The sequence below is a fragment of the Microcystis sp. M083S1 genome (assembly GCF_020246405.1).
Taxonomy (GTDB): Bacteria; Cyanobacteriota; Cyanobacteriia; order Cyanobacteriales; family Microcystaceae; genus Microcystis; species Microcystis aeruginosa_C.
This window is the reverse complement of sequence record NZ_JADBTB010000066.1, coordinates 1-17,894: the sequence shown is the minus strand read 5'-3', so window position 1 is coordinate 17,894 and position 17,894 is coordinate 1. Positions and strand designations below refer to the sequence as shown.

The following is a 17,894-nucleotide window of genomic DNA, read 5'->3' as shown; positions in this document are numbered from 1 at the left end:
TAAGTAGCTGGTTATAATTAAATTAAAAATGGATTTTAGGTTCGATCCCCCCTGCTCCCCTTGATAAGGTAGGGTTGATTCATGAATCAACCCTACCCTTGATAAGGGTGGTGTCTGATAATTTTTAACGCCTACCTACTTATCTAACTATCTCTTGCCTGTTGCCTCTTGCCTATCCTAACTAGGAAGTTAATTTTACCCTATTACCTAGCACACAGAGTTAATTTTGTCAAGCAAAATTCTGACCGCATCGATGATCACATCTGGTTGATCCATCCAGACAAAATGACTACTTTTATCCGCTTGTATTTGCAGAAAATCTCCGGATAATTTGCCTAATTCTAGGTGCATCTCCTCCCGGAGTTGGTTGGCACTTTTAAGGGGAATAAACCGAGTCCAAAGGGAAGGTTTAAAAAAAGAATTAGCTTTAACACTAACTATCGGTAAATTACCGAAATTGTTAGCCTCACTCACCTGACGAGCACTTTGGTCGAGATTAAACATTTCTCTACTCATCGTCATCCAGTGTTTAGCGCGACAGAAAGAACGCTTAACTCGATGACAAGAATCTGGGGAAAAGCGACGCAATTCTGGTTTTAATAATTCAAAAACTCCTAGAACTCTCAAAACTCGGATAATGCCTAAAATTGAGCCAATAATCGACATCAAAAATCCCGAGATGAAAAATAATTTTAATGCCTTTAATGCTGGCGACATTTTCAGCATTCCTTTCTCGTGTAAACCATCGGTGAGTACCAAACCTACTACTTTTTCTGGGAACAGATGAGCATACAGTCGAACATTATAACTGCCAAAAGAATCACCAATTAAAATATAAGGCGGTTCTATTTGTGCTTGGGTTAGTAATTTATCTAATTCCTGAACAATTTGGTAGCTAGTCCGGGGATAAGGACTAGAATCGCTCCAACCATAACCCGCTCGATCATAAATACAAACCCTAGCTAATTGTGACAATTCTTCTAGCAAAAAATATCCCTCAATTCCCCCTAAACTATGGTCAATAATAATAGTGGGACTAGCTACTCCTGCTAGACAAAAATGCAGGCGATATTTACCCAGATTAATCAAATTACCCGGCGGTGCTTTTTGTTCTTCTAACCAAACAGATAACGTCTGATAAACTGTTGTCGCTACTAGGAGAATTACTCGAATTGATAAAGACATAACTACACCTCTTGTAAAAATAAAAAATTCTCTTGGTTGCTGGAGAATTAACCATGAATAATCATCAATTAAATGGTCAATTTAGCTGTGATTAAAAGAGAGCGCCAGTATTGCAGCCAAAATATAATACAAACGAACGCTTGACACCGTGATTTTGAGCCAAGTATTTCTAGTCAATTGAGCATAAATACTTAAAATCCCCTCAAGTGCGAGCTGCTACGCAGTGCCTTCGGCATCGCATTTACCGAAGAAAAAGCGCTTAATAAGTTGTTAAATTTCGAGAACAACATTAGCAGTATGCTGAAAATTGGCGAAAACTATTAAGATCATAGACCGAGTTTAATCTTATGCTAGAGAAAATACTATACGCTGATTCCGGCACAGGTCAAACCCAAGAAATGCTACAAGCATTAATGGATCTCCCGGCCATCCGGAAAGCGTCGATTACCATTCTCCGGGTTGTTCCCCCTCAGATTACCACCGAAGCTCTGGCCAGTAAATGGGAAGAGGGAACCCAAATGCTGACTAAAATCCTGCAAGAAGTCAAAATTGAACCGAGCAAAGTTTCCACGATTCTGCGGCAAGGAGATCCCAAAGATACCGTCTGTCAAGTTGCCGACGAAATCGGCGCTGATTTGATCCTGATGGGTTCCCGAGGACTGAAGCGACTGGAGGCAATTCTAGAAAATTCCGTCAGTCAATACGTCTTTCAACTGACTAATCACCCGATGTTATTGGTAAAAGACGATATTTACGTCAAAAAAATCAAAAAAGTGATGGTAGCTCTCGATAAGTCTAGCTCGGCTGATTTAGCTCTCGATCTGGCTATTTATCTCCTGCGGGATTATCCTTCAGCAGAGTTAATTCTGGCCCGCGTCAACCCCGACTTAAAACCGGAATTTGCCCCCACTTCCCCCAAAGAAATGGAAGAAAACCCGATTATAGGGCCGGCAGTGGCAAAAGCGAAACGGATGAATATACCCTATCGCTGCGTGGTGACGGGGGGTAAACCGGGAGAACAACTCTGCAAACTCGTCGATGATTATAATGTCGATCTCTTACTGTTGGGTTCGCCCGATCGCCGTCCTTCCGTGGCTAAGAGTTTACCGGATCTCGATCGCCTTCTCGGTACTTCCCTTTCGGATTATGTGCGGGTTAATGTCAATTGTCCCGTCCTTTTAGCCAGAAAAGAAGGGATTTAGCCCCTATTGGGTGTAGGCAGCTAAGTCTTGACTCATTTGATTTAAGTTGCTGGCAATGGCTTTCATCGTCATAAAAGCCGAGCTAAAGGCGATTAGCTCATTTAAGGGATAACTTCGACTCTCAACCCGCAAACTCAGTAATTGCTTCTCAAGAGATTTAATTTCTTCGATGAGCAATCCTAACTTTGGTGGGTTGAGAATTACCTGGGCAGCGATCGCGGTCTGTTGTGCTACAGTGATTCCCAAGACCTTTGATAATTTCTCAAAACAATTTTACGGAATGGCAAGTTATGACTGAAGAAACCGTATTGAGGTCAGAGAAAGGAATTAACTACACTCGTCTAAGAGACTTACTCAAGGCGTGTAAATGGAGCGAGGCTAACGGAGAAACTATAAATATTTTTATTCGAGTCTGCAAAACTGTTGATATTACTGAAGAAGATATTGATGATTTCCCATGTACAGATCTGCTGACAATTGATCGACTTTGGGTTAGGTATAGCCAGGGATACTTTGGCTTCAGTACCCAAATGAAGATGCTCCAAGAGATCGAAAATCGTGAGGAGTTTGGCAATCAAGTAGGATGGCGGATGAATGATCAATGGATTAATAGTTCTAAGTTAAGACCTGACGAAAGTGCGCCTATCGGTCATTTCCCCTCCATCGAAATTGGAGTGTTTATGGGCGATATTTCAGATGGAAAAGATTGGGTTTCCTTTTCTATTCAAGGTAGCGCCATGAAAATCTTTTCTCGTATAAGAGCCTGTGGCTTATCAAAACTATTGGATATTTGGTAAGTGCGATCGCCGATCTGGTAGGGTGCGTTAATGAAATGTAACGCACCTTATCTAATGTTCAAAATCCGTGCGTTACGCTAACGCTAACACAGGCTACATCATATTTGATCGCCAAGATTAAGTGCGATCGTTTATCTCCGTAGGCTGGGTTGACGGCAGGAAACCCAGCATTGCTTTTCTCTATCAACACTAACCAAAAGCGCGATCCCACCCAAAACACATCGACCCTTATTAGAAGCGGATAATTTCGATCGTGCATCGCGATCGTTGAAAACAGACATCAAATTCTCGAAAAAAGTTCGTTTGCCCAAGAATTAAGGGTATCTGAGAGGTTTTTGCCCAAGCAAAGGCTAGACGAACAGGTTCCAAATTCCCAATTTGAACATACACAAATAACCCTCGTGCTTCAACCCTTGCAAGATTTCCGGCCAATGGCAAGCGGACAGTTTGTTCCTCCCAAATTGCACCCAATTGCGGCCCGATGTCGTAAGGTAATAGATTGACCGTAGATCCGGTATCCAGCAGGGCATTCGCAGAAACAGAAAGGCCTGCATGACTCAGAGTGATGGGAATCGTGGGTAATGCTTCATCGTCGGAAAGGGGAAATTCGACTGTACTAGGCATGGGTAGATGCCTCTCGGTCATCCTGAATCATATGCATCAGAATATTGGCGGCTTCCGTGGCATCGTAGGGCGACCAAATCGGATACTCTGATGCGGAAAAGATAACCTGTAGTTCAGCATCCGGGATTTGTGCAGCTAGGAGTTTGAAGAGTGATAATTTGTCTGTCTGGCTCAGATTGTTGACCAGAAGAATTAACTCAGTGAGTGACATGGCTTAAACTTCTAGATATACGAGAATAAATTGATCATAAGCGATCTGTGAGGTACGGTCTAACAATCCCGTTGCACACCGACCGTATCAGGTTGGTCGGTGCTGAGTAACAAGAACCACATCATGTGTTGCTACAATTTGATCCCACATCCATAATTCTATCAAGCTAAAATGGAGTGCTATCTAGAAGGAACTTATGATGAAATACAAAATTGTCCTTTATCGTTCTGAAGAAGGAATTACTGTTGGCGTTCCTGCGCTCCCCGGTTGTTGGTCCGAGGGAGATACTGAGGAAGAGGCATTAACCAATATCCAAGATGCAATTCGTGAGTATCTTGCAGCCTTAGAAGAACGCTTGCAAGATGGGGAAATTCGTGAAATTGAAATGCAGGTGTAACTATGCCTAGAATTCCTGGCGTAAATCACCTAGATGCAGTACGAGCCTTGGAGAAGGTAGGCTTTCGGATCATTCGCCAAGGCAAACATATCATCTTGAGTGATGGGGTGCGTCAAGTTGCTCTTCCAAGGCACAATCCAATTAAGGCATTTACAATGGGTGGAATTGTTCAAGATGCTGGTTTGACAGTCGCAGAATTTCGTCAACTATTATGAGTGCGATGCCAAAGGCACTGCGTAGCAGATCGCCTCGCCCGTAGGTTGGATTGACGCAAGGAAACCCAACATCAATCAACTCATAACAGAGTGCGATGCCGAAGGCACTGCGTAGCAGCACGCCGATCTTATAGAGTGTGTTAATGAAGTGAACGCACCTTATCTAATGTTCAAAATCCGTGGGTTACGCTAACGCTAACACAGGCTACATCATATCGATCGCCAAGATTAAGTGATTGCCAAACACACCCTATCAATTCAAAAGAGCGAGATCGTTCAGGTTAACATGGAGAAGGCAGTCAATGGGGCAAGGCTATGACAGTTCGGCAAAGGCGTTACAGCAAAGAGGAGATGGCTCGTCGGGGGAAAGAACTCTACGAGTCTGGCATTCGGCAGCAAGTCGAAGCGGGTAATGAGGGTAAAATTATCGCGATCGACATCGAAACCGGAGATTTTGAGGTTGATGAAACGGTCGTAGCTGCAACCAATCGGCTATTTGAGCGTAACCCTGATGCCCAGCCTTTTGGAATTCGGATTGGACACCCTGCCCTGTATCACTTTGGTTCGCGGAGCTTAAAGAAGAATTCATGATACACGAAGTCTTGTTTGATTTTTACACTGCAACAGTCATTTGGGATGGGCAATATCGCGAGGTTGATATCGCAGCATCAGAGACAGAGCCGTTGCTCGGAATGGCGATGCTCTACGGTTATCGATTGCAGGTGGATAATGTTGAGGGCGGCATCGTTGAGATCAAAGCATTGTGATCCCATTAAGAAGTGCGATCAGAGGATATTACTTTAGATTAGGAAAATCCCCTGAAAAAATCGCTCAAGCTATTTTTGAGATATGATAACTAGGCTACCTCGAAAGATTTACCGAAGGCTCAAACCTTTAAAATTTCCTGTAAGAAACCTAATAAAGCAGCAATTCTCATTTTAAGGTTTCATGACATTAAAACCCTTGCACATAGAGGGGTTAATAATTCTTAACGAATCTCTAGATCGCTGAAACAACGCAAAATCGTTTTAAAATGAGAATTGCTGCCTAATAAAGTATTACTCTTGATGTGACCTAAAACAACCTAATTAGGGATCAAGTGTTTGAGTCCAACACTCCGACTAGAGAGATAATCTATCGAAGGAGTTTACACCATTCCAGCTTCTAACTTACATAAGGCGTATAGCTTTATTGTAACCGTTCAGGGGGGGGATGTCAAGCCGCCAGTGGCATTGACTCTGTGGAAGGACTCTCCTGGGGCAGCAGAGAAGGAGAAGAACTGCCTTTCCTAGAGGCATGGATACTACTCTTTCACAGTAGCCGCTCTTTTCTACGTCTTTTTAGATTATCAGATTTTGTCACCCCCTGAACTAGGGTTGATTCATTGTAGGGTTGATTCATGAATCAACCCTACCCCCTGAACGGTTACTTCAAGGGAGAAAAAGCGATCGGGCTATAATAAAGAAAATTTCATTTTAACTTGAGAAAATTCATTATGACAGCCACTATTGAAGACATTCGGGCAATACTAAAGGAATTGGCCCAATCCCAACAAGAGTTATCCCAATCCCAACAAGAGTTATCCCAAGCTCAACAAAAGTTATCCCAAGCTCAAAAAGAAACGGATAAACAAATCAAGGAAACGGATAAGCAAATTAACAGAGTTAGTAAGCAGATTGGGGAGTTGGGCAATCGTTTAGGAGAGTTTGTCGAGTGGCAAGTGCGTCCTGCGGTGGTGCGTCTGTTTCAGGAGCGGGGCATTGATGTCCATGAGTTTCACCCTGGTATTTCGGTAAAACGGGATAATGAGGGTTTAGAGATTGATCTATTGGTAGTGAATGATACCGATGCCATTTTAGTGGAGGTCAAAAGTAAGTTAACTCAAAGGGATGTGGATGAGCATTTACAACGTTTGGCTAAGTTTAAGCGGTTAATGCCTCGTTTTCGAGATGTAAAGGCTTTGGGAGCGGTGGCAGCGATGATTGTTCCCAATGAGGTGGCGAGTTATGGTTGTCGTCAGGGTTTGTTTGTGTTGGTGCAGTCAGGGGAAAATGTAATAATTTTAAATGATGCGGAGTTTACGCCCCGGGTTTGGTAGGTTTAGCTTTCATTCCACCCCCTCGCTAGGAGAAATGTATCTTAGAATACATTTTACCCACCAAATCCAAGAGAGCCATTTTTGTTAGGATATCCTGAACAGAAATCTGAGGAGATTGGCGATGAAATTGTCGCTTGTTTGAATCGGTGAGAGTGAAGAGATTGAAAATTTAGAGATTTTATTTTTCTCCAAACGTTTAGAGTCTCAAACCCAATTTGAATTACTATTAGAGGAAAATTTAAAAATGACTGAGCCATTAACAGCAGGTTTACTTATCACCTTAGCAGTACAAGAGTTTGTGAAGTCTGGGACGGGGGATTTAGCGAAACGGTTTACGGCTGAAGCTTTGGCTAAGATTCCCATTTTATGGGAAAAAATCAAAACTCGCTTAACAGGAAAATCTCCTAAAGTTGATGAAGCATTGGCTAAGGTTGAGAGGGGTGATAGTAAAGCGGTTGAAACCTTGACTAAAAATTTGGATGTGATTTTGGATGAAGACCCTGATTTTGCGAAAGAGTTAAAGGTTTTAGCGCAGACAATCCAAGCGGGTAAAATTCAGGATAACAGTAGCATGATTCAAAATATCTCTGATAATGCTAAAGGTTGGCAGACAAAAGTTGAGGGGGGAACTGCCTATATTGGAGAGATTCACATTGACCAAGGTCAACAACCTAAAACTTAAATCGAGGCTTATTGTCAATGACTGACCTAATTTCTGAACTTTGCCAATTGACGGCGGAAATCCTGCAAGATAATCCCCAAGCGGATCTCGCTCGATTGGTGGCGTTGGTCAAAACCAACATTGATGCTAATTCACAATTAACTGAGGCAATTCAAGATGATCGTCGGTTAGTTCAGATTAACAAAGGAGATGCAAAGGGGTTTCAAACTTTGGTGACGGGTGGAATTGCCAATATTGGGATTCACTTAAATGATGTTAATCGGGAGACTTTGCAAGAGGTTTTGCGAGAAGCTTTAGAGGATTTATTGAAGTCATTGCAACCTGTAGGTATTCCTGAGAATATTCCCCGTAGTGGTGTGACTAAGTTTGTAGGAAGGGAAGATGAACTTCTTACCCTACATAACCAGTTACAGCAAAATAAGGTGGTGGCGATTTCTGCGATCGCAGGGATGGGAGGTGTCGGGAAGACAGAACTGGCGATTCAGTATGCTGATTTGCATCAAGAAGATTATCAGGGTGGCTTATGTTGGTTATTTGCTAGAGATGTCAATATTGGTATTCAAATTGTTAGTTTTGCTAAGGCAAAAATCGAGCTTAAAATTCCTGATTGGATAGATAAAATTGAGGATCAGGTTTCTTTTTGCTGGCGTAATTGGCGATCAGGGAATGTGTTGATTATTTTGGATGATGTGGTCAATTATCCTATGATTGAACCCTACCTACCGCCGAAAGATTCTCGTTTTAAGGTCTTGATGACTACGCGGTTAAAGTTTGGTTCTCCGATTCAAACAATCCCTTTAGAAGTTTTGAGTTTGGAAAATGCGTTAGAGTTATTAGAATTTATTATTGGCAAGGAACGCATCATTAAAGAGCCAGAAATCGCGGAAACGCTTTGTCGCTGGTTAGAGTTTTTGCCATTAGGATTAGAGTTAGTGGGGCGTTATTTGAATGAGGTTCCAGACTTATCTTTATCTACTTTATTGTTCCGTTTACAGGAAAAAGCGAAAAAACGTCAAGCTCTCAAACATAAGGCTCTAGAAATTGAGGAAGAAACTCGAACTTCTACGGCTAAGTTAGGGGTGGAATCTGCTTTTAATTTGAGTTGGGATTTGTTGGATGAGTCGAGTCAACATTTGGGCAAATTATTAAGTTTGTTTGCTAATGCACCGATTCCTTGGGAGTTAGCAGAACGAGTTGAGCAAAAATATTATTTAATGTATCCTGAAAAAGGCGAGTTTGATCTTGATGAATTAGAATTGGCGAGGGCAAAACTGCTCCGTTTTCATCTCTGCCAAAATATTGATCTACAGACTTATCGTTTACATTCTTTAATTCGAGAGTTTTTTAGAGGCAAATTAGAAGGAGAAGAAGATGTCACAAACATTAGTTAAAGTTAAGCAAGAAACTGACGCTGATCAACTGAAACGAGCTTTTGTTAAGGTAACGGCAGAAGTTGCCCAAGAAATTAAACAAGACTTAACATTAGAAGATCTTGCAAGATTTAAACCGTTAATTGAACACCTCAAAATTACAACAGAGGATTTAAATCAATGGCTAGAAGATGAAGATTTATTTTGGCCTTTTAATGGTTTAAGTAAATTTTATAGAGAACAAGGACTCTATAAAGAGGCAATTCCCTATCTTGAACAGTGTTTAACTATCACTGAACAGCGTTTAGGCAATGAACATCCAACCGTTACCAGTGCTCTTAATAATTTGGGTTCCCTTTATGAATCTCAAGGGAAATATTCAGAAGCGGAACCTCTTTTGGTGCGATCGCTTTCGATTAGGGAGAAGCAACTGGGAACTGACCATCTTGATGTTGCTAACACTCTCAACAGTCTGGCATTAGTTTACGAATCTCAAGGTAAATACAGCGAAGCCGAACCCCTTTATTTGCGCGCACTCTCGATTCAAGAGAAGCAACTGGGAACTGACGATCCTTACGTTGCTGAAACTCTCAATAACTTGGCAGCACTTTATTATTTCCAAGGTAAATACAACGAAGCCGAACCCTTTTATTTACGCGCGATCTCGATTCAGGAGAAGCAACTGGAAGCTGATCATCCCAGACTTGCCATCAGTCTCAATGGTCTAGCAAGCCTTTATAAATCCCAAGGTAAGTACAACGAGGCTGAACCTCTCTTGGTGCGATCGCTTTCGATTAGGGAGAAGCAACTGGGAGTTGACCATCCTTACGTTGCCAATGCTCTTAATAATCTCGGATCACTTTACAAATCCCAAGAGAAATACAGTGAGGCCGAACCCCTCTTACAACAATCGCTCTCGCTCTTAGAACAGAAATTAGGAGCCGATCATCCTAATGTTGCCACTATTCTCAGCAATTTAGCGGGACTTTATGAATTACAAGGGAAATACAACGAAGCCGAACCTCTACTTTTGAGATGCCTTGAAATTGATAAAAAAGCTTTAGGGGAAGAGCATCCTTATTTTGCTTCTAGTCTCAACATTCTGGCATCACTTTATAATTTTCAAGGGAAATACGAAGAAGCCAAACCTCTCTATCTGCGATCTCTTGCTATCTGGGAAAAACAATTAGGAGAAAATCATCCCCACGTTGCCACTAATCTCAACAATCTGGCAGCACTTTATGTATTTCAAGGGAAATATGAAGAAGCGGAGCCTCTCTATCTGCGATCACTGACTATCTGGGAAAAACAATTAGGAGAGAATCATCCTGACGTTGCTCAAAGTCTCAATAATTTAGCAAAACTTTACCAAGCACAAGGACGATACAACGAAGCTGAACCTTTCTACCAAAGAGCCTTAGCGATTTTGATGGCAACAGTAGGCGAAAATCATCCCAATACTCAAAAAGTTCTAGATGGTTTGAAGACACTAAAAGAACAAAGAGCAGCAGATAATGAATAATGAATCTCCTAATTAACTGACAAAAATAAGGTGATAATGATGCAACAGACTTTAGTTAAAGTTAAGCAAGAAACCGAGGCAGACCAACTAAAACGAGCCTTTGTTAAGATAATGATTGAAATTTCTCAAATCATTCCTGAAACACCAACTTTAGAAAATATTGCTATTTTTGAACCTTCTATTGAACACATCAAGGTTGCCACCGATAACTTAATCGAATGGCTGGATGATGAGGATTTAATTTGGCCTTTTGTTGGTTTGGGTCGCTTTTATAAAGGTCAAGGACTCTATCGTGAAGCAAGTCCCTATTTTGAGCAATGTCCTAACCAAATAGAACAACGAATAGGCAATGCACATTCTACCTTAGCCACTGCGCTTAATAATCTGGCAGTACTTTACAGTGACCAAGAGAAATACAAAGAAGCAGAACTCCTTTATCAGCGATCACTAGCTATTAGTGAAAATCAATTAGGATCAGAGCATCCTTCTGTTGCTATTAGCCTCAACAATTTAGCTGAACTTTACTATAGCCAAGAGAAACACGAAGAAGCAGAATCTCTTTATATAAGATCTCTTATAATTTTGGAAAAACAATTAGGAGAAAATCATCCCCACGTTGCCACTAATCTCAACAATCTGGCAGCACTTTATGTATTTCAAGGGAAATACGAAGAAGCGGAACCTCTTTATCAGCGATCTCTATCCATCAAAGAGAATTTATTAGGGATAAATCATCCTGAAATTGCAATAAGCCTCAACAATATCGCTGCATTTTATTATGCCCAAGGGAAATATGAAGAGGCGGAACCTCTCTATCAGCGATCTCTATCTATCAGAGAGAATTTATTAGGAGTAAATCATCCTGACATTGCAATAAGCCTCAACAATCTGGCAGAACTTTATCGTAGTCAAGGAAGATACGAAGAAGCAGAACCTCTTTATCGAAAAGCAATTACTATCACTAATCAAACTTTCGATACAAACCATACCAATACGCAAATAGCTATTACAAATTACTTCTCAATGCTTTCCCAAATTTCTGACAAAAAACTACAGCCAGAATCCTAACACACTACTTTAGCCGAAATAATCCATTATGTTATAATACAAAAACATTACAGAGCCATGCAGTAAATAATGAATATTAAAAGACAACAACGACTCGTAAAAATTTACAAATGATGCGACAACAGCAATCATAGTATTCATTCATTCAATCATTCCAATCATAGTTTAGACTTATAATGTAATAAACCATAACAAAAAGCAGATAATTTAACTATGCAAATTAAAGACATGAACTCCGAAGAATTAAAAGCGTTAATTGAAAACACAATTGACGAAACCTTAGAATCTTACTTTGGTGATCCCGATGAAGGAAAAACCCTTAAAGAAGAAGTGAAACAACGCCTATTAGCAATAAAACAAAGACGCGAAGCAGGAAAGAAAGGAATGACCTCCGCCGAGGTTTATCAACGTTTAGGATTAAAACAAACTCAATTCAAACAACATCATGAATACAACAACTCAAACCATCAAAGTCTATAACGAAATTATTGAACTAATCGCAAGGGGAACCACCCCCCAATCGGTGATTAACTTTCATCTTTCCGATACCGCTCAAAATCGGCTAGAAGACCTAATTTATAACGCTAAAAATAATGAACTTACCCAAGAGGAAAAACAGGAACTCGATGCTTATTTAATGCTAGAACATATTATGACCCTAGCAAAAGCAAAAGCTCACCAATATCTCAATGGAGCTAACTAAAATGGCTCGACCTTACATTAGTTTAGAATTGCGAAAATTAGTTGCTGAACGTGCCGATTTTCTCTGTGAATATTGCTTAATTTCTGCTTCTGATAGGGTATCTGGCTGTCAGGTGGATCATATCATTAGTTTTAAACATGGGGGAGCAACTTCGGCTGATAATTTGTGCTACGCCTGTATTTTTTGCAATTTACAAAAAGGTACAGATTTAGGCTCAATTAATTGGGAAACTGGAGAACTTGTCCGTTTTTTTAACCCGCGTCGAGACTTGTGGAAAGAACATTTTCAACTTAAAGAAGCTTTTATCCAACCCATTACTGATATTGGTAACGTGACAGCTAGAATTTTAGATTTCAATAACAAAGAACGCTTACAAGAGCGACAATTATTAATAGAAATTGCTAAATATCCACCTGTTTCTGCAAAACAAAGACTTCTTTAAATTTATTTCATAACCTCTCTCTCCACAAGCATTAGAATTGAAAAAACGACTCTTAGAAGACAATCATCCTGATGTGACACTTTCCCTCAACAATTTGGTGCATTTGTACTATTTTTAGGCAGGTACACAGAAGCAGAACCCCTCTATTTACAAGCTTTAGCAATTGCCGAGCAAGCTTTAGGGGAGAATCATCCTAATACAAAAACGTTTCGTAATAATTTACAAATAATGCGACTACAGCAAAAATTTACTTCTTTAACTTGGTTGCGGTGGATTATAGTTATTCCTATAGTTATTCTATGGATGCCGTTTTATTTGCTATGGATGCTCACTCGGTGGCTAGTGCGTCGCTTTATTAGGTAAAGAGTCTTAACTGTAATTTATGTGATTATGGGATGGACTATGATTGATTATTGATGAAAGCCTGCTGAATGCAACACAATCATAGTATTCATTCAATCATTCAAATAATAGCTCCCGTAGGATGGGTTATTAACCCATCCGATAATACAACAATATAAAATAATACAATCACCTTCAATCAACCAAACAATCATGACTACACTCAAAGATATTGAATCCGCGATTCTCCAGTTGCCTGACGAAGAAATCCATCAATTATCAGCTTGGTTACAAGACTATCTTGATGATAGTTGGGACAAACAGATAAAAAACGATCTCGAATCAGGGAAACTCGATCGACTATTACAAAAAGTCAACAATGATATCAGTAACAATCAAGTTAAGCCTTTAGATGAAATCCTTAACAACTCCTGATTTTTGGCAATGTTATGCCAACTTACCTCCCTACATTAAGCAACAGGCAAAAAAAGCCTATCGTCTCTGGATTAGTAATGTTTTCCATCGATCATTACATTTCAAGAAAGTAGGGAAAAATGTCTGGTCAGTCCGAATAACTGAGAATTATAGAGCTTTAGCATTGAAAAAAGGTGAAGATTATTACTGGTTTTGGATTGGTTCTCATGATGAGTATGAAGAGTTAATTAAATAGAAGGAGAAAATTAACCATGCTAGATCCTAAAGAATTTCGCAATATTATCCACCAATATTTATTTTACTGAAGTTACCTCACAGGAATTTCTGGCAAATCAAAAAAAATACTGTCCAGAAATTTTTGAAGGCGATAACTATCCCAATATCACTGAAAATCTTAATAATTTAGCAAAACTCTACCACTCTCAAGGAAGGTACGCGGAAGCTGAACCACTCTACCAGCAAGCTTTAGACATAGCCGAGCAAGCTTTAGGGGAGAATCATCCTGCTACTGTTAAGATTCGGGAAAACTTACAAACGCTGCGACAACAGCAACATCCATCGTCTTAACTGTGATCAATTTGACCATGGGATGGACTATAATTGATCATTGATGAAGACTTGCTGAATACAACACAATCATAGTATTCATTCAATCATTCAAATAACAGTTTAGACTTATTATGGGATTATGGGATGGACTATATTGTTAATATTGTTTTGCAGTACAAAAAGGTAATAAAAAATCATGGACAAACAACTATTACTCAATAAAATTAAACAAGCAGTACAAGCGATCGAACCACAAGCGCAAATATTTCTTTATGGTTCACGGGCGCGAAACGATGCTCAACCAGACTCTGATTGGGATATATTAGTATTAGTTGATGGGATCACTAACCCTACTCGCACATCTCAAATCCGTCGTCAAATTTATGAAATCGAATGGGAAACAGAAGAAGTTATTTGTACCATTGTTCGCAGCAAAAATCAATGGGAACATCCCTTATTACAAACTACTCCTTTCTGGCAATCAGTTAACAAAGAAGCTATTATGCTATGAGTAAAAATTCCCCTCACGATCAACTAATTAGGTATCGTTTAAATCGTGCAGAGGAAGCTTATCAAGATGCTTGTTCTCTTGCTGATGGTGCAAGATGGAATAGTTGTATCAATCGTCTGTACTATAGTTGCTTTTATGCTGTTACGGCTTTACTTGCTTATGATAATCTCTCATCTCCAAAACATACAGGTGTCCGTAGTCTCTTCAACAAAAACTACATCCGTAGCGAAATTATTTCAAAAGACTTTGGTGCAGTTTATAACGAATTGTTTGAATACCGTCTCGAAGCAGATTATACAGACTTTGCAGATTTTGATGAATTACAAGTTCTTCCTTTTATTGCAAAAGTGAGAGATTTTTTAAATATAATTTCAGATCTGCTTCCTACTGATTAAATGACAAAAGTATTGTATGGCAATACATTAAGTAAAGAGCATCTCAATACACAAATGATTCGTAATAATTTACAAATGATGCGACAGTCACATCCATCGTCTTAACTGTGATTGATGGGATTATGGGATGGACTATAATTGATCATTGATGAAGACTTGCTGAATACAACACAATCATAGTATTCATTCAATCATTCAAATAACAGTTTAGACTTATTATGGGATTACCGTAGGTGCTTCTCATCGATGCCTCTTAGATTACCAGATTTTGTCCCCCCCGAACGGTGACAATTTATCAGCGTTTTCTCCTTGTTTGTCGCCGGTGATGCCATTGACTGAGGAGACGATAACTAACAAAATAAGTGATAATGCTCGCCAACAGACCTGTAATCAAACTGCCAAAAAATAGCGTTAATAAAAATTCACCGCTCAAACTTGCCCAATTTTCCGCCCAACTTTGGTTAGAGGCAAAAATACGACTATCGATCGCTTGATTTCCTTGACCTAAAAACAATTCTCCCAATTTATAATTAAACAAAAACAGGGGAATATAGGTAAAAGGATTACTCACCCAAGTGGCTGCCGCTGCCGCAATTTTATTGCCCCGCACACAGAAAGCTAAAAAAATCGCAATAATGATCTGTAATCCCATCCAAGGAAAAGCCCCAGAAAACACCCCCACCGCTAACCCGCGAGCGATTTCGATCGGATGTCCCTGCAATCGCACCAAGCGAATCCACCAGTAGCGACAGGAGCGCGTCAGACGATTAATTAGGTTATTCCCTTTATTTTTCGCTTTTAATGACCGTGAGCGCATATTTTCGGGCATAAATGCTGACAAAATTGATCCTGACTTCAATTTTAGCAAGGAGTGATTCAGAGATGTTGAACACAGGGGATACGATCGCCGCCATCGCTACGGCGATCGTTCCAGAACAGGGTAGCATCGGTATTGTCCGTTTATCCGGTAGTCAGGCAGTGGCGATCGCTCGTCGGCTTTTCCATACCCGCAATCGTCAAAAATGGCAAAGTCATCGTCTTCTCTACGGTTATATCCGGCATCCCCAAAGTCAGGCAATTATCGATGAAGCTTTGCTGTTGCTCATGTTAGCGCCCCGCTCTTTCACCCGCGAGGATGTGGTGGAATTTCACTGTCATGGCGGCATTATGCCCGTACAACAGGTGTTACAGTTATGTCTAGAAAATGGGGCGCGTTTGGCCCAAGCGGGGGAATTTAGCCTGCGTGCCTTTCTTAACGGCAGAATTGACCTAACTCAAGCCGAAAGCGTCGTCGATCTCGTTGGGGCGCGTTCTCCCCAAGCGGCACAATTTGCCCTCGCTGGTTTACAGGGAAAACTCGCGCAACCGATTCGGCATTTGCGTGCCACCTGTCTCGATATTTTGGCCGAAATTGAGGCCCGTATTGACTTTGAAGAGGATTTACCGCCCTTGGATCACGAGGCGGTTCTCCATAGCATAGAACAGGTTTTTTGTCAAGTAAATTTAATTTTAGCCACCGCCGAGCGCGGGGAATTGCTGCGTAGTGGTCTGAAAGTGGCGATCGTGGGACGGCCGAATGTGGGTAAATCCAGTTTGTTAAATGCTTGGAGTCGGAGCGATCGAGCGATTGTCACCGATTTACCTGGCACTACCCGCGATATCGTCGAATCTCAGCTAGTTGTGGCGGGAATCCCCGTACAAGTCCTCGATACGGCTGGAATTCGCTCGGCCAGCGATCGAGTCGAACAAATTGGGGTGGAACGTTCCCGCCAAACGGCCCGGTCTGCTGATTTAGTTCTCTTAACCGTTTCGGCAGAGTCCGGATGGACCGAAGAGGACGAGGAAATTTATCGCTCTGTCAGCGATCGCCGATTAATTTTAGTGATTAATAAAATTGATTTAGCTCATCCCGAAACGGTAATTTATCCAGCAGAAATTGAGCGAGTTGTCAAGCTTTCCGCCGCCCAAAATCAGGGTATTGAAGAGTTAGAAAAAACTATTATTAATGCTGTCCAAAATCAAGAAATACAGGCGGCAAATTTGGATTTAGCCATTAATCAACGACAGGCGGCCGCTTTAACTAGGGCGAAAATTGCTTTGCAACAGGTCAAAAACACAATTGACCAAAATTTGCCTTTTGATTTTTGGTCGATCGATCTGCGTACTGCCATTCAATCCTTAGGAGAAATTACCGGCGAAGAAGTGACTGAATCGGTACTTGATCGCATTTTTAGCCGTTTTTGTATTGGTAAATAAGCAATGAGGAAATCTGGTCAACTGTGTTGGGTTAACTGTAGTTTTGTTGAGGATTGTATAACTCAGATATTACTGGAAAAAAAGACTTTCCAAGCGGCCGTAATAATGGCACTTCCCAAAAGGATAATCAATGTCCAGACCTGATTTTTTTGGGTTCCTTCCACTGATTTTAGCCGATTGTCGATGCCTTCAATTTTCCCGTCTAAAACTTTAATATCCCCTTTGATATCTGCTTGTCCTATCTCAAGTTTTGTTAAGCGATTATCTAATCGATCAAACCGTTCATCAATCTTATCGAATTTCTGGCTAACTTCCTTGATACTGTCTTTAATTTCTTTAAGGACGACATCCAGGGAATAAGTAACAGTTTCGTTAGACATTTGGTAAACTCCTATACTGCATCTGGTTAGAATATAATTTTATCTTAGTCTAGGCTTTAAAAAAATTTTCTTTCAGGAGCGGTTAACTGTAGTTTTGTTGAGGATTGGAGAACTCAGATATTGCCAGAAAAAAAGACTTTCCAAGCGGCCGTAATAATGGCACTTCCCAAAAGGATAATCAATGTCCAGACCTGATTTTTTTGGGTTCCTTCCACTGATTTTAGCCGATTGTCGATGCCTTCGATTTTCCCGTCTAAAACTTTAATATCCCCTTTGAGATCGGCTATTCCTATTTCTACTTTGGTCAAGCGCTCATCAATCTTATCGAATTTTTGACTAACTTCCTTGATACTGTCTTTAATTTCTTTAAGGACAGCTTCTAGGGAATAAGTAACAGTTTCGTTAGACATTTGGTAAACTCCTATACTGCATCTGGTTGGATATAATTTTATCTCAAGTCTAGGCTTTAAGAAAATTTTCTTTCAGGAGCGGTTAACTGTAGTCTTGTTG

General features: G+C 40.5%; 26 protein-coding genes and 2 pseudogenes. 21 read left to right on the top strand and 7 right to left on the bottom strand.

The window, feature by feature from the left end; all coding sequences use genetic code 11:
• Positions 1-207 precede the first annotated feature (207 nt).
• Entirely contained in the window at positions 208-1,185 is a 978-nt protein-coding gene (locus tag IM450_RS06185; RefSeq protein WP_287669813.1) for an alpha/beta fold hydrolase, read from the bottom strand.
• A 347-nt stretch (positions 1,186-1,532) separates the two neighbouring features.
• Between IM450_RS06185 and IM450_RS06180 the strand changes: the two genes are divergently transcribed.
• Complete coding sequence (locus tag IM450_RS06180; protein ID WP_002803408.1) at positions 1,533-2,387, top strand: universal stress protein; 855 nt, start codon at positions 1,533-1,535, stop codon at positions 2,385-2,387.
• 3 nt (positions 2,388-2,390) lie between these two features.
• On the opposite strand, the gene IM450_RS06175 is transcribed toward IM450_RS06180, so the two are convergent.
• Positions 2,391-2,633 (bottom strand): hypothetical protein, encoded by a 243-nt coding sequence (locus IM450_RS06175; RefSeq protein WP_287669811.1) that lies wholly within the window; start codon positions 2,631-2,633, stop codon positions 2,391-2,393.
• Positions 2,634-2,677: 44 nt separating this feature from the next.
• On the opposite strand from IM450_RS06175, the gene IM450_RS06170 reads away from it, so the two are divergent.
• On the top strand, positions 2,678-3,184 hold the full coding sequence (locus IM450_RS06170) for a GUN4 domain-containing protein (protein ID WP_287669809.1): 507 nt from the start codon (positions 2,678-2,680) through the stop codon (positions 3,182-3,184).
• Between the two features lie 231 nt (positions 3,185-3,415).
• Here IM450_RS06170 and IM450_RS06165 read toward each other — a convergent pair whose 3' ends face one another.
• Positions 3,416-3,808: a hypothetical protein gene (locus tag IM450_RS06165; protein WP_002753443.1), complete on the bottom strand. Its 393-nt coding sequence runs from the start codon at positions 3,806-3,808 to the stop codon at positions 3,416-3,418.
• On the bottom strand, positions 3,801-4,019 hold the full coding sequence (locus IM450_RS06160; RefSeq protein WP_002753442.1) for a hypothetical protein: 219 nt from the start codon (positions 4,017-4,019) through the stop codon (positions 3,801-3,803). The genes IM450_RS06165 and IM450_RS06160 overlap by 8 nt, the downstream gene beginning before the upstream one ends.
• A 199-nt stretch (positions 4,020-4,218) precedes the next feature.
• Between IM450_RS06160 and IM450_RS06155 the strand changes: the two genes are divergently transcribed.
• The 18 genes and pseudogenes from IM450_RS06155 (at position 4,219) to IM450_RS06070 (ending at position 14,748) form a co-directional block, all read left to right on the top strand.
• Positions 4,219-4,416, top strand: a complete 198-nt coding sequence (locus IM450_RS06155; protein ID WP_002738180.1) for a type II toxin-antitoxin system HicB family antitoxin — start codon at positions 4,219-4,221, stop codon at positions 4,414-4,416.
• Positions 4,417-4,418: 2 nt separating this feature from the next.
• On the top strand, positions 4,419-4,631 hold the full coding sequence (locus IM450_RS06150) for a type II toxin-antitoxin system HicA family toxin (protein ID WP_079209785.1): 213 nt from the start codon (positions 4,419-4,421) through the stop codon (positions 4,629-4,631).
• A gap of 315 nt (positions 4,632-4,946) precedes the next feature.
• Positions 4,947-5,222: a hypothetical protein gene (locus IM450_RS06145; protein WP_287669806.1), complete on the top strand. Its 276-nt coding sequence runs from the start codon at positions 4,947-4,949 to the stop codon at positions 5,220-5,222.
• 5 nt (positions 5,223-5,227) lie between these two features.
• Positions 5,228-5,398, top strand: a pseudogene (locus tag IM450_RS06140) (clan AA aspartic protease); the annotation flags it as partial.
• A gap of 728 nt (positions 5,399-6,126) precedes the next feature.
• The gene (locus tag IM450_RS06135) at positions 6,127-6,729 is read left to right on the top strand and encodes a DUF3782 domain-containing protein (RefSeq protein WP_287669804.1); all 603 of its coding nucleotides are present in this window, start codon (positions 6,127-6,129) and stop codon (positions 6,727-6,729) included.
• Positions 6,730-6,973: 244 nt separating this feature from the next.
• The gene (locus IM450_RS06130; RefSeq protein WP_287669802.1) at positions 6,974-7,411 is read left to right on the top strand and encodes a hypothetical protein; all 438 of its coding nucleotides are present in this window, start codon (positions 6,974-6,976) and stop codon (positions 7,409-7,411) included.
• A 17-nt stretch (positions 7,412-7,428) separates the two neighbouring features.
• Positions 7,429-8,802, top strand: a complete 1,374-nt coding sequence (locus tag IM450_RS06125; protein ID WP_287669800.1) for an NB-ARC domain-containing protein — start codon at positions 7,429-7,431, stop codon at positions 8,800-8,802.
• On the top strand, positions 8,783-10,303 hold the full coding sequence (locus IM450_RS06120) for a tetratricopeptide repeat protein (RefSeq protein ID WP_287669798.1): 1,521 nt from the start codon (positions 8,783-8,785) through the stop codon (positions 10,301-10,303). The genes IM450_RS06125 and IM450_RS06120 overlap by 20 nt, the downstream gene beginning before the upstream one ends.
• A gap of 36 nt (positions 10,304-10,339) precedes the next feature.
• Complete coding sequence (locus IM450_RS06115) at positions 10,340-11,371, top strand: tetratricopeptide repeat protein (RefSeq protein WP_287720604.1); 1,032 nt, start codon at positions 10,340-10,342, stop codon at positions 11,369-11,371.
• A 228-nt stretch (positions 11,372-11,599) separates the two neighbouring features.
• Positions 11,600-11,851 carry a hypothetical protein gene (locus tag IM450_RS06110; RefSeq protein WP_260441947.1) on the top strand — a complete coding sequence of 84 codons (252 nt, stop codon included), beginning with the start codon at positions 11,600-11,602 and terminating at the stop codon, positions 11,849-11,851.
• A complete protein-coding gene (locus IM450_RS06105; protein ID WP_072928049.1) occupies positions 11,817-12,074 on the top strand; it encodes a hypothetical protein in 258 nt (85 codons plus the stop codon). The genes IM450_RS06110 and IM450_RS06105 overlap by 35 nt, the downstream gene beginning before the upstream one ends.
• Position 12,075: 1 nt before the next feature.
• On the top strand, positions 12,076-12,516 hold the full coding sequence (locus IM450_RS06100; protein WP_002770066.1) for an HNH endonuclease: 441 nt from the start codon (positions 12,076-12,078) through the stop codon (positions 12,514-12,516).
• A gap of 13 nt (positions 12,517-12,529) precedes the next feature.
• A pseudogene (locus IM450_RS06095) lies at positions 12,530-12,879 on the top strand (tetratricopeptide repeat protein); the annotation flags it as partial.
• A gap of 192 nt (positions 12,880-13,071) precedes the next feature.
• The gene (locus IM450_RS06090; protein ID WP_002736659.1) at positions 13,072-13,293 is read left to right on the top strand and encodes a hypothetical protein; all 222 of its coding nucleotides are present in this window, start codon (positions 13,072-13,074) and stop codon (positions 13,291-13,293) included.
• Positions 13,271-13,528: a ParE family toxin-like protein gene (locus IM450_RS06085; RefSeq protein WP_002737575.1), complete on the top strand. Its 258-nt coding sequence runs from the start codon at positions 13,271-13,273 to the stop codon at positions 13,526-13,528. The genes IM450_RS06090 and IM450_RS06085 overlap by 23 nt, the downstream gene beginning before the upstream one ends.
• 23 nt (positions 13,529-13,551) lie before the next feature.
• The gene (locus tag IM450_RS22450) at positions 13,552-13,860 is read left to right on the top strand and encodes a tetratricopeptide repeat protein (RefSeq protein ID WP_353736991.1); all 309 of its coding nucleotides are present in this window, start codon (positions 13,552-13,554) and stop codon (positions 13,858-13,860) included.
• Between the two features lie 178 nt (positions 13,861-14,038).
• Positions 14,039-14,353 (top strand): nucleotidyltransferase domain-containing protein, encoded by a 315-nt coding sequence (locus tag IM450_RS06075; RefSeq protein ID WP_002737075.1) that lies wholly within the window; start codon positions 14,039-14,041, stop codon positions 14,351-14,353.
• The gene (locus tag IM450_RS06070) at positions 14,350-14,748 is read left to right on the top strand and encodes a HEPN domain-containing protein (protein WP_002736237.1); all 399 of its coding nucleotides are present in this window, start codon (positions 14,350-14,352) and stop codon (positions 14,746-14,748) included. Before IM450_RS06075 ends, IM450_RS06070 begins: the two co-directional genes overlap by 4 nt.
• A gap of 295 nt (positions 14,749-15,043) precedes the next feature.
• Here IM450_RS06070 and IM450_RS06065 read toward each other — a convergent pair whose 3' ends face one another.
• Positions 15,044-15,577, bottom strand: coding sequence for a DUF2062 domain-containing protein (locus tag IM450_RS06065; protein ID WP_002803625.1), 534 nt, complete (start codon positions 15,575-15,577; stop codon positions 15,044-15,046).
• A gap of 53 nt (positions 15,578-15,630) precedes the next feature.
• Between IM450_RS06065 and mnmE the strand changes: the two genes are divergently transcribed.
• Positions 15,631-17,004 (top strand): tRNA uridine-5-carboxymethylaminomethyl(34) synthesis GTPase MnmE, encoded by a 1,374-nt coding sequence (gene mnmE / locus IM450_RS06060; RefSeq protein WP_287669792.1) that lies wholly within the window; start codon positions 15,631-15,633, stop codon positions 17,002-17,004.
• 62 nt (positions 17,005-17,066) lie between these two features.
• On the opposite strand, the gene IM450_RS06055 is transcribed toward mnmE, so the two are convergent.
• Both IM450_RS06055 and IM450_RS06050 read right to left on the bottom strand, forming a co-directional pair.
• On the bottom strand, positions 17,067-17,384 hold the full coding sequence (locus tag IM450_RS06055; protein ID WP_104396203.1) for a polyhydroxyalkanoate biosynthesis repressor PhaR: 318 nt from the start codon (positions 17,382-17,384) through the stop codon (positions 17,067-17,069).
• Positions 17,385-17,497: 113 nt separating this feature from the next.
• Positions 17,498-17,794, bottom strand: coding sequence for a polyhydroxyalkanoate biosynthesis repressor PhaR (locus IM450_RS06050; RefSeq protein ID WP_147069333.1), 297 nt, complete (start codon positions 17,792-17,794; stop codon positions 17,498-17,500).
• Positions 17,795-17,894: the final 100 nt, after the last annotated feature.